Genomic DNA, 12,443 nt, shown 5'->3' with positions numbered 1-12,443 from the left:
TTGTCCTCGTCTTTGCTTTTTCGAATATTCAGCTTACGCTTGGTTCAGTTTGGCTGTAGACCTTGACACCTTCAAGGACTACTCTTTTTCTGAATTCCTTTAAAATCTCTTTGGTGTGTTGACCCGGAACACCGTCTCCGATTACCCTGCCATCCACTTTCACTACTGCAATTACCTCTGCTGCAGTCCCAGTCAAGAATACCTCATCCGCTGTGTAGACATCATGCCTTGTGAAAGGCTCTTCCTTCATTTCGTAGCCAAGGTCCCCGGCGATTTCCATCACTGCGTTCCTTGTAATGCCTTCAAGTGCTCCTATATAGCCAGGAGGTGTATAAAATGTGTTTCCCTTAATGATAAACACATTATCTGCTGAACCTTCAGCAACATATCCTTGGTCGTTAAGCATCAGCGCTTCATTGACATTGGCCAGACGCGCTTCGATTTTTACCAGAATGTTGTTAAGGTAGTTTAATGATTTCACTTTCGGACTTAAAACATCCGGCCTGTTTCTTCTTGTTGCTACAGTAACAATTTCAAGCCCGGTTTCATATAGTTCTTTAGGAAAAATTGATAGTGGCTCAACGATAATGACGACATTTGCACTAGTGCAATTATTGGGATCCAGTCCCAGGTCGCCGGTGCCTCTTGATACCACTGCCCGGATATAAGCATTTTCAAGTTTATTTTTTTCCACTGTCTCCACAATCAAGTTTGTAAGTTCATTCTGACTGTGCGGGATTTCAAGCATAATGGATTTAGCTGACCTGTATAGCCGGTCCATATGCTCTTCCATCCTGAATATATTGCCCCCATAAACGCGAATTCCCTCAAAGACCCCGTCTCCGTACAGAAATCCATGGTCATAAACGGATATCTTTGCATTTTCCTTTGTGACGAATTCACCGTTTAGATAAATCCATTGTTCGGGCACTTGGAACACTCCTTTTACTGAATAAACGCTTTAAATAGATAAAACCCAAGATAAAAAAAATTCCGAAAATGATGTGCGGAAGGTGCCCTGAAATCCTTTGACCGTCCAGCTATCATGATCTAAACAAAATATATTTCTTTTATTTGAGGACTATCTTACGCTCAATTTCAGCCGGAGTCAACGGGTTTTTTAAAATTTTTAGATAATTTAGATTTATAGGTCGTGCTGTATCCGCTTACAACCCCGATTTTAAAACATTTTTCATTTTTTAAAAAATTTGGCGAACAACAAAAAAAACTCACCTGATGAGGTGAGTTTTTTCCTTTCATATAGCGTCCCAGGAGAGATTCGAACTCCCGACCGACGGCTTAGAAGGCCGTTGCTCTATCCTGCTGAGCTACTGGGACATATACTTTTCAAAGACAAGATTTATTATATTAGCCGGAACATCAAAAGTCAACCATTATTCTTAATTTTTTGTTCCAGAGGAAGAAGCCATCTCCCTCTGGTTATTATACAGCATCTAGCGCGGAGCAGGAAGTGTAAATTCCTGCGACAGGGAAGTTATTTCTCCCCGGTCATGGTCGTATACCCGAAGGTAAGCTCTCCCCTGTTTCAGCTCTAAAATTACATAGGTTCTCTCGCGTCTCCCCCTTGGCAGCCGGATACTGCCAGGATTGATGAAAAGGCTGCCTCCGATTATTTCCGCCCCCAGCAGGTGTGAATGGCCAAAACAAATAATGGATGCTCCAGCCTCTTCGGCTCTGTAGGAAAGACTGAGCAGATTGGATTTGACAGAATGCAAATGCCCGTGGGTCACAAATATTCTGTATCCATCTATCTCTAGCAAGGCCTCTTCGGGGAAGTCGCCAAAGAAATCACAATTTCCCTTTACAACAGTAAACCCTGCCAATGCTTCGTCTTCCTTTTCCAATTCCGAATCTCCGCAATGGATCATCATGTCGACTTCAGAAGCATGCCTGCTCTTCAGCTCTTCCAGCAGTTCAGTTGAGCCATGACTGTCACTTACAATCAGAATTTTGCTCATAGCCCCTCACCATTACCTAAATCCAGGCTTTTTTCCAGCTTCTTTAATGCATCGGCACGGTGGCTGATCTTGTTCTTTTCTTCAGGCGGGAGTTCAGCCATCGTCTTGCCTTTTCCCTCTACGAAAAAAACAGGATCATAGCCAAATCCATTTGTTCCTCTCGGCTCAGTCAGAATACGCCCTTCACATGTGCCTGAATAGACAACAGTCTTCTCACCCGGCGCCGCCACGGCGAGAACACACCTGAATCTTGCCGTGCGGTCTCTTTCCAGGACCCCCGCCAACTCTTGCAGCACCTTCTCCGTATTGGCACTGTCGTTCTTCTCGGCTCCAGCATAGCGGGCGGAATACACGCCCGGGCGTCCTTCGAGCGCATCGACTTCAAGGCCGGAATCATCAGCTATCACCATTTTCCCCATGAGTTTGGCAATGGCATCAGCCTTGATAATCGCATTTTCTTCAAAGGTTAAACCAGTTTCCTCTACGTCCGGGATTTCGGGAAAATCAAGCAGGGTCTTAACCTGTATTCCTTTTGAGCCAAAAATCCGTTCGAACTCCTTGGCTTTTCCCTTGTTTTTTGTTGCAATGATCACTTCGTTCATCTTTCCATGCCCCTATCCTTTTCTCGCATTGGCAATCGTAATGGCAAGACTTTCACCTAATGCCTGTTTTTGAAACTCGAAAAGTTCCATGATTCCTTCTTGCGCACCTTTCAATAGTTCCTGCAGCTGATTGTAGGAGAATGTGGCTTCTTCCCCGGTTCCCTGAAGCTCGACAAACTCTCCGCTTCCTGTCATGACGACATTCATGTCCACATGAGCGGCCGAATCCTCCACATAATTCAGGTCAACAACCACCTGTCCACTCTCAAGGATTCCTACACTGGTTGCGGCTAAAAAATCTGTTACTGGATGACTTTTTAATCTTTTTTCTTTTTGAAGCTTATCCAATGCCTGTGCCATCGCCACATAGGCACCCGTTATGGAAGCTGTGCGTGTGCCGCCATCCGCCTGGATCACATCACAGTCAATCCAGACTGTTCGCTCTCCAATCGCTTCAAGATTTACGACAGCCCTCAGTGCACGGCCGATCAGCCGCTGAATTTCCATCGTTCGCCCTGTGACCTTTCCTTTTGAAGACTCCCTGATATTCCGCTGCTCAGTAGCCCTTGGGAGCATTGAATATTCTGCGGTGATCCAGCCTTTTCCCGTACCGCGCATAAAATGCGGCACCCGATCCTCTATACTTGCGGAGCAAATCACTTTTGTGTCTCCAATAGAAATAAGCACTGAACCTTCCGGATGTTTCAGATAATCAGTCTCAATATGTACAGGCCTTAATTGTTGGGATTCACGTCCATCAAAACGCATTGCCTTTGTTCCTCCTTAATCTGTTTCCCGATGTATTTTGTCAGGAAACTGCCATTTCAGCTAAAACAATAAATAAGAGGCAGCAACAAGCCTGCCTCTTTATCTGTCATGTATTAGTATAACAAATTTACCCAATTAAAAACTACCAGTGTTCACTTTTTCCGGCCGTGTTACAGGCTCCGAGAGTTTTTCCCCTTTTTCAGTGACAAGCTCCGCCTTACCATTAACCGTTACGGCTACGCTTTCTATACCTTTTTGCTCCGTTAGGGAAAGGACCAAAGTGTTCAAGGCATGTTCGGAGACGATTTTTTCTTTGAAGCTCCCATAGATGGATTCGTTAAAATCAAGAGTCACCTTTCCATCATCAATCTTCGGATTCTCAAGCAGCTTTACATTTGCCTGGAATTCCGAATGCAGTCCCGATCCATATTCCGGTCCGGCTGCCAGTTCATTAATGATGGAAGAGATATCATCTGGCGCCTCATTATCCACCCGCTTGGTCACAGGCACATAATAATAGCTGTCTTCTTCCCCGCCTAAATAGTAGACCGTAAGAGCTTTTGTATTGGTAATGTCAACCGCGCTTTCTGTATCGATATTAATCCCGTCTGCCCGGCTGAGTCCTTCACTGATTGGCGTACCATTTACGGGCATGCTGTTCAGCTCTTTTCCGTTAAGCTGAAGCTTTACAGTCTCGATCGAATCAAATTGCGTCAGTGTCCAGGTTACTGCCTGCAGGATTTTTAGTTCATCCTCTTTTTTATAGTTTGCGAATTCCTTGGAAAAGTCGACCGTAGCAGTGCCGTCCTTAATATTGACTGTCATCTGGGTGTCGACAGGAAGAACGGCCCGGAAGCCATTAGGGAGCATTTCGGTGACCGGCCCATTTTGAACAAGATATTGCAGTGCTTGTGCCGCAATTCCTTCCTTTTTAGGAAGATTCATTGTTTGGGAGACAACGTACCCATTTTTATCAATCAGGTAAAGCTCCGTCGGGACAGTCGTTTCAACACCTTCTTCCTTCTGCTCCTCCGTTTTGATATCTGTTTCCTGTGATTCTTCCAGCACCTCTGTTTCACTTTCCTCCAGATAGGATGCATCCTGCGGAGGATCTATCTTCTTTTTTTCCTCTCCTCCCAGTAAGCCGCAGCCCGAAAGAAAAACGGTAGTAGCAAGAGTTGCTGCCGTCATAAAGGTAACCTTTTTATTTTTAGACATCGAATCCCTCCAAAGACAGTTTGTACTACCATTTATACGAGCCTATTTTAAAATTAGACCGGCTGGGAAAAGATTTTTGGAAGAAAAAAAGCCCCTTCCCGGAGCTTTTCATAGTTTTATGGTCTGTACATTTGTGATTGTCTTTCCAAGCCATTGTGAAGCGATGGCTGAAAAGATCTTTTTGGATCCAGTCGTAAAATATTCGTGGACAGGTGCTTCTTCCCCGCCGTTGAGCATTTTATTGTGATGGAGGATCGTACTCACTTCTCTTGCCGTTTCTTCCCCGGAGCTGATCACTTTTACTTCTTCTCCCATAAACCTTTTGATCAAAGGCTCCAGCAGCGGGTAATGAGTACAGCCTAGAATAAGTGTGTCCAGCTCCTTGTCTTTGAATGGCTGCAATGTATCGGCAACAACCTTTTTCGCTACCGGACCATCATACTCTCCACTTTCAACCAGCGGTACAAATTTAGGGCACGCCAGGCTCTGAACATCGGTCTGGCGGTTGATGGACTTCAGTGCATGCTCGTAGGCGGCACTTTTAATCGTTCCCTCTGTTCCAATGACACCAATATGATAATTGCTGGTAACTTTTATAGCTGTCCTCGCCCCTGGATGGATAACGCCTAATACAGGAATAGGGAGAGCTGCGCTGATTTCCTCAAGTGCAACTGCTGTGGCTGTATTACAGGCGATGACAAGCATTTTTATCTCTTTATTTAGCAGAAACCTGGTAATCTCCCATGTAAACCTTCGTACCTCTTCTGCTGATCTCGGTCCATAGGGACATCGGGCCGTATCCCCGAGGTAAATGATATGTTCATGAGGCAGCTGCCGCATAACTTCCTTTGCCACGGTCAAACCGCCCACACCCGAATCAATAATTCCAATCGGTCGTTTCAAAAATCTCGCCTCATTCTTCACGCATTTCTTGATGTAATTTCGTCAGGTTGTCCTTTAGTGAAAGAACTTCATTATCTGTAAAATTAACTAAGATCTCCTGCAAATACAGCTGTCTCTTTTTGATGACTTCATCGATGATCCGTTCTCCTTCTTCCAGAAGATGTATGCGGACAACCCTTCTGTCATTCGGATCTTTAACCCGGACAACCAGCTTGCTTTTTTCCATGCGGTCAACTAAATCAGTCGTCGTACTGCAAGCCAGGTACATTTTGTTGGAAAGTTCCCCAATTGTCATATCACCGTCTTCAAATAGCCACTGCAGGGCTACGAACTGAGGAGGTGTAATAGTATAATTACTTAACAATTCACGGCCTTTCTGTTTTATAATCCCCGCTATGTAGCGCAGTTCCTTTTCAATATCCGCCACCATTTCTGTATTTTTATTATTAGGCAGATTTAGATCTTCAAGCTTCATCTTTAACACTCCCATGTGAAAACATTCCATGCCAATTCAATTGATGCTCTCTATCAGTGTTCTTATTTTCTATGATTTCCGCAAGAATTTCAAGAAAAAATACAGCCGGCACACTGCCGGCTGCATTCTGTCCTTATTTGCATCGGAGAACTTTGGCATGCGAGTTCATCTGCCAAATTGATAACCGGCCTCCCCAAAAAAGGAAGGCCGGTCAAAATCAAAGTTCTAGTTCTCCCATCCGAAGGAGCTCTACAACCGCTTGGGAACGCCCCTTTACGCCTAGCTTTTGCATAGCGTTAGAAATATGATTCCGAACCGTTTTTTCGCTTATAAACAATTCACCAGCGATCTCTTTAGTTGTTTTGTCTTGTACTAACAGTTCGAATACTTCTCTTTCTCGTTTGGTGAGTAATGGCTTGTGAGTATATTCATTCTCCTTCAAGTATAGTAACCCTCCTTGCCTTCGCCAGCTGTGAACTGCGGGGTGGGTAATAGTTTTAGTCAACATATCCTATGTGCCGGCTACTTACGAAGTGACTATAATTCCTTGAAGGAGTGACGTTTTTGGTAAATATGGGCCACAATCCATTTTAATCAGCAAACAGACAGCCACCCAGTGAATGTTTATTTTGCTCCAGTTAATTCAAGTACATAGGTACTTAAAGGCGGAACCTTCATTTTTTCCCCTCTGATTGTGCCGAGAGTCCTGGTTCCTGCGCGCTCTCCATTCACCAGAACTTTCCAATTCCCTTTTGCCGGAAGCTCAATTTCCACCGTCGATCTGTTCGCATTATAGGCCACTACATATCGTTGAGTTCCTTTTCTTTTAACAGGATTTTCAAGTACAAAAGCAACCGTATTGGCAGGAGTCTGAAGGAATTCCAGATGATTCCTGATATCCTCTTCGGTCGTCATTCTAAAGGCTGGACTGCTTTTTCGCAGCGCTACTAAGCCTTTAAAATATTCTACCTCTTTATCGAAGTCACTGCGCCGATTCCAATCCAGCTGGTTTATGGAGTCAGGCGATTTATAGCTATTATGGTCTCCGCCTTTTGTCCGCATAAACTCCTGTCCTGCGTGGATGAATGATATTCCCTGGGAGGTGAGTACAACAGACGTCGCAAGCTTGTGCATTTTTTTCCATGTTTGTTCACTGTCATTGGGATTGGTCAATTGCAGTTTATCCCAGAGAGTGTGGTTATCATGTGCTTCAACGTACGTTACCGTTTGTTCAGGGTCTTCGGCAAAGGTTTTTATTTCTTGAGTATAGGAAATTCCGCCAGCTACTCCCTTTTTGATCCGAAGCTCCATGGAATCCTTTCCGTTAACGAATCCATTGTCCTGCTCATCAAAAACGCTTCCCTTCAATCCATCCCGGATATCGTCATTGAAATGGCCGATCCCCGGCATTTTATACGCATTCTTTTGATTTGCCTTTAATTCCGGAGGCAAATTGGTCCCGAGGTCCCATCCTTCGCCAATGACGATAATCGAGGGGTCAATTTTATCCAATGCCTTGCGGACTTCGTTCATCGTCTCAACATCATGGATGCCCATAAGGTCAAAGCGGAAACCATCAATGTGATATTCCCTCGCCCAATAAGTAACCGAATCAATAATAAACTTGCGCATCATTTTATGTTCGGATGCAGTATCGTTTCCAACACCTGTGCCGTTACTCAGTGTGCCATCATCGTTGTACCTGTAATAGTAGCCTGGCACAAGCTTATGGAAATTCGATTCGAAGGCACTGAACATATGATTGTACACTACATCCATCATGACACGGATATCATTTTCATGAATCGTCTGGATCATTTGTTTCATTTCTCTGATTCGCACAGCCGGTGTATATGGGTCCGTGGAATATGAGCCTTCTGGTACATTATAGTTCTTTGGATCATATCCCCAGTTGTACTGCGGGGTATCCAGTTTTGTTTCATCCACACTCGCCGTGTTGTAATCATACATCGGAATAAACTGCAAGTGGGTGATGCCTAAATCTTTCACATGGCTGAGCCCTGTTTTTACCTTATTGGGCCCAGCAGTCCCGGTTTCCGCAACCCCCAGGAATTTCCCTTTATACTTTTCGGGAATACCGCTGTCAGGATGAATGGTTAAATCTCGAATATGTGCCTCATAGATAATGGCATCCTCGGGATTCTCCATCTTTGGCCTATTCTTTTTCCACTTTTTCGGATCGGTAGCTTCAAGGTTTACGACTGCACCTTTATCCCCATTGACGGCAACCGCTCTAGCGTATGGGTCGACCGCTTCATTCCAGTCATCACCAATTTTCACCCTATAGGTGTAGAGTGTTCCGTTCTGGTCGCCCTGAAGCTCCGCGGTCCATGTTCCCTTTTCGCTCCGAGTCATGGGAAATTCCGTACCCGATAGGCTATTGTATTTTTCATAGGTTACAAGTTTCGCCTCACTTGCGGTTGGAGCCCATACCCGGAATTTAGTTTTTGCTTTGGCATAAGTGTTTCCCAGATCGTTTCCAGGATAGTAGAATTTTTCTTCAAAGCTCTTGCTGCCGATGACCTTCCCCATTTGGACTGTGGCCATGCCAAATCCTTCTTTGCTGACACGGTATGTTTTCGATAAATCCAGTTCACCCTTAGTGGTAATTATTACTCTATTAACCAGATTGCCAGAATCTGTGGAGTGACCTTCCACTTTAGCAATTTCGGCCCCGTCAAGCTGTATCCCCGCGTTCACCCCGTCAGACAGCAAGAATGGCAGATTGGTGTGCAGGGTGATTTTATTCAGCTCATCGATCACAGCCTTTGTAATTCTTGGAGTCCGGTCCACCTTTTCTGGCTGATCGAAAATCCGCTGTTGGTCCTGAGCCAGCCATATTTCCGCTTTTCCTTCCCCGGAAAATCTTGTAATGAACCGATCCTCCGCTACATCCTTTTCAGACCAGTCCGATTTCCGGACGATAAACCCTACTTTTGTTGCACCATTAAGCTTTTCCAGCTTGATGGTACCTCGCCTTCCAAAAGCCGTTTCCTTATCTAATTTCAACGCCTGACCATCCGTCTTATCTGTCCACACCCAGATATCCCAGTTATCATAAATCTGATCATAGCGATAATAGTTAAACTTAACTTCAAGAGAGTCATAGGTTTTAGGTGAAGTGCTTCCATCAGGGTTGCTGGTATAAACCTGATCATCCCCTGATTTTATCCATACTTCATCACTTCCAAGCCAGATGCCTTGAATAAAACGGTCGCCGCCATCCTTTTCCCAGCTGTCGGTACGGATAATGAAACCGACTCGGTCGTGGTCTCCATCTAATTCAACTTCCGCTACTTTCCCAAATGCATCCTCACCAGTAAAATCAAAGACCTGCCCGTCCCTGCCATCTGGCCATACCCATAGATTCCAGTCCTTCGTATCCCCGTTTTTCGGCTGGTAATGGATTTTTACCTTAGTGGTTATTTTTTTCCGGGCAGGTGTTACATTGATTTTCCGTTGGCCATGGGCATCAAAGGCAAATACATAGTTTTCCGTGGATTGAGGTGTAAAGGTAAGGTTTTCACCCTCCAGCCAATTCCCATCCATTACATATTTAAATTGGATTTCTTTCCCAGCCTGCAATTCGATTGGCTGGCTTTCCCATAATTTTTCATCCGTATTATAGGTTAATGGGGCATCGTCGCCATCCCACGAGAGAGGCTGTGATCCCCTTAGTACCACCTTGTCGTACATCTTGCCAGAATCTATTGGCTTGTCGCTGTAGACCAATGAACCAGTAATTTCAAAAATCGAAAAGGACCTGGCATTAGCCGTAAACTCCAAATCTCCGTGTTCATTGTTCTTGATCACTTCATTGTCCAAGGCATTGGCTAAGGTGACATCTGTAATTTTTGGCTGGTTATAAAGAGCGTTGACATCCACTTTTACTGCCTTCTCACCCTTGTTTATCACGATTAAGAATCTCCCGCTTTCATCTGAACGTTCGTAAGCGAGAAGATCTTGCTGAGCCGACAATGCCTGAAAAGCACCGGTAGAAAGTGCAGTCTTGCTTGTTCGGAGCTTGATGATTTTTTTATAAAACTCTTTTACTTCTAAATCCTGCTTTTCAGCCTCCCAAGGCATCATCTCCCTGAAATAGCGGTCCTTCCAGTCCGATACTGAATTATGGTCCCTGCTTTGGGATAATCCAACCTCATCCCCATAATATACAACAGGGGCACCAGGCAGCGTGAACTGTGCTGCAGCAGCCAATTTAAGCATATCTTTGTCACCGCCTGCTTCAAACAGGAATCGAGGCTGATCATGACTATCCAGGAAGGACGCTGTGACATATTCCTTCGAGTAAGTGGCAAGGTTTTTCCGAATCGTTTCTTCCAGCGGCTTCATGGATTGATTTTTAGCAAAAGCGTTTACGATTGCGTCCCTCAACCCGAAATCCAACGCCCCGTCAAGCTCTCCTTCATAAGTATCAATCTTTTCCCGGCTGTCCCAAACCTCGCCGAAAATAAACGCCTCCGGTTTCAGCTGCTTGACTTTATGCCGGAAATCCACCCAGAAGCTGTAGCTTGGCCCCTTGGCATAATCAAGGCGGAACCCATCAAAATCCAGGTCCATTAACCAATAGGGGACCACCTCATTCAGCATGTAGTTCCTTGCTTCTGCATGATCATTATTGAATTGGGGCAGCTCGGATATCCCCTGGAAGGTTTCATATTTATCCGGCCACTCTGTGAAGGTATACCAATCGTAATACGGGCTGCTTTCACCGTTTGTCAGGGCGTCCTGGAAAAAAGGGTGCCTGACTGATGTATGATTTGGCACAAAATCATAGACAACCTTTAACCCTTTTGCATGGGCTGTATCAATCACTTCTTTTATTAATTCCTTGCTTCCAAAATGATCTTCAACCGCTTTGAAGTCCGCTGGATGATAACCATGTGAGTATGGTCCTTCGAATATGGGCGACAGCCAGATTGTGTTGACACCTAAATCCTTGAGATAATCCAGTTTTTCGAGAACTCCCTGTAAATCTCCGCCCATCCAGCCTTTAAGCCGCTCATCATACTCAAGCTCTGTAGATCCCGGTTCATCATTCGCCGGGTCGCCATTGAGGAATCGATCCACAAATACATGATAAATAACTGCCTTTTTTGCCCAGTCAGGGGATTTAAATTCGTCTGAGTAATAGGCAAATTCGGTAGCTCCTTCATGATGGGGACTGTTTGTATCTGCAAATTGGGAAGAGGTTCCGGATTCCTCCCAGACATCAGCAATGTACTTCACCCTTGTCCTGTCTGCCTGTTTTGGAATCACCCCATTAAAAATGGTGATCGTGACTCCATTTTCGACATGCTCTGATTCCTTCACCATGTGTGCCACTTGCCCGTTGCCAGCTTCTCCCCGTGCACCTTCTGGCCTGGAGCCATCAGTAGTATAGTAGATTGCTCCCTTGGACACCGAACCATAATGTTTTACCGTAACTGAGGCTGTAACATCATCCTTAGAAGACGGAATCTCGGGTGAAATCGTAAAATTATGAGTTACACTTTTAGCCACAGGAACAGCCTTCCAGTCGGCAACAATGTCACTGTATACCATTCCGCCTTCTTTAAAAGCCGCTTTCCGCTTTGCCTGTGCGCTTTCCTGATATTGCCCGTCACCTAAAGCGTAAAGATATTCTATTTCCTCGCCTGAATTGCCTGCGAGTTCTATCTCCCATTTCATGTCTCCCGTTTTTCTTAATGCTGTGACTGCATAATTAAAATCATTTAAAGTTGAACCGATTGTTGGAATGGCCCATTCTGGGGTCTCTTCGGGGAGTGTGACCTCAAGTTTAAGGGATCCAGTAAATTGAGATAAATCAATTTGAACATTCACTTTCCTTTGATCACCAGGATGGAAAATGAAGATGTAAGCGCCTGTCTGTGGTGGGGTAAAACGAAGATTTTCTCCTTCCAGCCAATTTCCGTCCATGACGAATTTGTATTCGACTTCCTTTCCGCCTTGAAGATGAACCGGGGCGCTTTTCCAGACCCCTTCCTCTTCTGCAAACTGTAAAGGATTGTTATCTGAAGACCAATCTAAACCAGCTGCATTTCCCCTGAGCACAACCTTTTGGTAAGAAGCTGTCTGTGTATTCGCCGCAAGTCCGTACGGAGCTGCACTCGCTGGAAATAAAAGTGCGAAAGCCAGTATCGAAGAAAATAGCCGTCTCATAAAAGTCCCCCCTCCAAAGATAATAAAAACGTTTGCGCACCCAAAAGTGACGGGAAGTTGCAAACGCTTTCATTGTACTTAATAGATTAGCACGGGTGATAATAGGAATTCAACAATAATTTTTCCATTGCTTCATATAATTGGAAGAAACCTTTAGTTACCATATTCATAGAAGCAGGATTGATTTCAGCACATGCATGCCAAGTTAAACTCCGGCTGCCAGGGATTCTCCCTGGTCTTTGCTTTTACAGGCCCTTGCACCATAGTCGATCACTAGAGTCTTAAAGAGCAAACGGA

Annotated in this window: 9 protein-coding genes, 1 tRNA gene, 1 pseudogene and 1 other annotated feature (1 of these 12 running past the window's edge); all 11 genes and pseudogenes read right to left on the bottom strand. The window is 44.8% G+C overall.

Annotated features, from left to right (window positions below):
* Positions 1 to 22, bottom strand: a binding site (T-box leader) (it extends 241 nt beyond the left edge of the window).
* Between the two features lie 6 nt (positions 23 to 28).
* Positions 29 to 931, bottom strand: a complete 903-nt coding sequence (ilvE, locus tag EV146_RS14290; protein ID WP_132007376.1) for a branched-chain-amino-acid transaminase — start codon at positions 929 to 931, stop codon at positions 29 to 31.
* A gap of 333 nt (positions 932 to 1,264) precedes the next feature.
* Positions 1,265 to 1,338, bottom strand: a tRNA-Arg gene (locus tag EV146_RS14285).
* A 116-nt stretch (positions 1,339 to 1,454) separates the two neighbouring features.
* The gene (locus EV146_RS14280) at positions 1,455 to 1,979 is read right to left on the bottom strand and encodes a metallophosphoesterase family protein (RefSeq protein ID WP_132007373.1); all 525 of its coding nucleotides are present in this window, start codon (positions 1,977 to 1,979) and stop codon (positions 1,455 to 1,457) included.
* Entirely contained in the window at positions 1,976 to 2,581 is a 606-nt protein-coding gene (locus EV146_RS14275; RefSeq protein WP_132007370.1) for an XTP/dITP diphosphatase, read from the bottom strand. The genes EV146_RS14280 and EV146_RS14275 overlap by 4 nt, the downstream gene beginning before the upstream one ends.
* A gap of 12 nt (positions 2,582 to 2,593) precedes the next feature.
* On the bottom strand, positions 2,594 to 3,349 hold the full coding sequence (rph, locus tag EV146_RS14270; protein WP_132007367.1) for a ribonuclease PH: 756 nt from the start codon (positions 3,347 to 3,349) through the stop codon (positions 2,594 to 2,596).
* A gap of 135 nt (positions 3,350 to 3,484) precedes the next feature.
* On the bottom strand, positions 3,485 to 4,567 hold the full coding sequence (locus EV146_RS14265; RefSeq protein WP_132007365.1) for a GerMN domain-containing protein: 1,083 nt from the start codon (positions 4,565 to 4,567) through the stop codon (positions 3,485 to 3,487).
* Between the two features lie 108 nt (positions 4,568 to 4,675).
* The gene (racE, locus tag EV146_RS14260) at positions 4,676 to 5,470 is read right to left on the bottom strand and encodes a glutamate racemase (protein WP_121611514.1); all 795 of its coding nucleotides are present in this window, start codon (positions 5,468 to 5,470) and stop codon (positions 4,676 to 4,678) included.
* Positions 5,471 to 5,480: 10 nt separating this feature from the next.
* Positions 5,481 to 5,945, bottom strand: a complete 465-nt coding sequence (locus EV146_RS14255; protein WP_132007362.1) for a MarR family winged helix-turn-helix transcriptional regulator — start codon at positions 5,943 to 5,945, stop codon at positions 5,481 to 5,483.
* Positions 5,946 to 6,162: 217 nt separating this feature from the next.
* Positions 6,163 to 6,387 (bottom strand): spore germination transcription factor GerE, encoded by a 225-nt coding sequence (gene gerE / locus EV146_RS14250; protein ID WP_009796032.1) that lies wholly within the window; start codon positions 6,385 to 6,387, stop codon positions 6,163 to 6,165.
* Between the two features lie 182 nt (positions 6,388 to 6,569).
* Positions 6,570 to 9,419, bottom strand: a complete 2,850-nt coding sequence (pulA, locus tag EV146_RS27900) for a type I pullulanase (protein WP_241993923.1) — start codon at positions 9,417 to 9,419, stop codon at positions 6,570 to 6,572.
* A 624-nt stretch (positions 9,420 to 10,043) separates the two neighbouring features.
* A pseudogene (locus tag EV146_RS27895) lies at positions 10,044 to 11,300 on the bottom strand (alpha-amylase family glycosyl hydrolase); the annotation flags it as partial.
* Positions 11,301 to 12,443 lie beyond the last annotated feature (1,143 nt).

Origin of the sequence: Mesobacillus foraminis, from assembly GCF_004340465.1 — a bacterium.
GTDB classification, from domain to species: Bacteria; Bacillota; Bacilli; order Bacillales; family Cytobacillaceae; genus Mesobacillus_B; species Mesobacillus_B foraminis.
Note: the sequence above shows the minus strand (reverse complement) of the source record. Positions and strands in the feature narration are given on the sequence as shown.

What these genes read in the sequence shown, in the direction of transcription:
- EV146_RS14255 (WP_132007362.1), bottom strand. Translation starts at nt 5,945, where the DNA reads ATGAAGCTTGAAGATCTAAATCTGCCTAATAATAAAAATACAGAAATG.
- EV146_RS14265 (WP_132007365.1), bottom strand. Translation starts at nt 4,567, where the DNA reads ATGTCTAAAAATAAAAAGGTTACCTTTATGACGGCAGCAACTCTTGCT.
- EV146_RS14275 (WP_132007370.1), bottom strand. Translation starts at nt 2,581, where the DNA reads ATGAACGAAGTGATCATTGCAACAAAAAACAAGGGAAAAGCCAAGGAG.
- EV146_RS14280 (WP_132007373.1), bottom strand. Translation starts at nt 1,979, where the DNA reads ATGAGCAAAATTCTGATTGTAAGTGACAGTCATGGCTCAACTGAACTG.
- rph (WP_132007367.1), bottom strand. Translation starts at nt 3,349, where the DNA reads ATGCGTTTTGATGGACGTGAATCCCAACAATTAAGGCCTGTACATATT.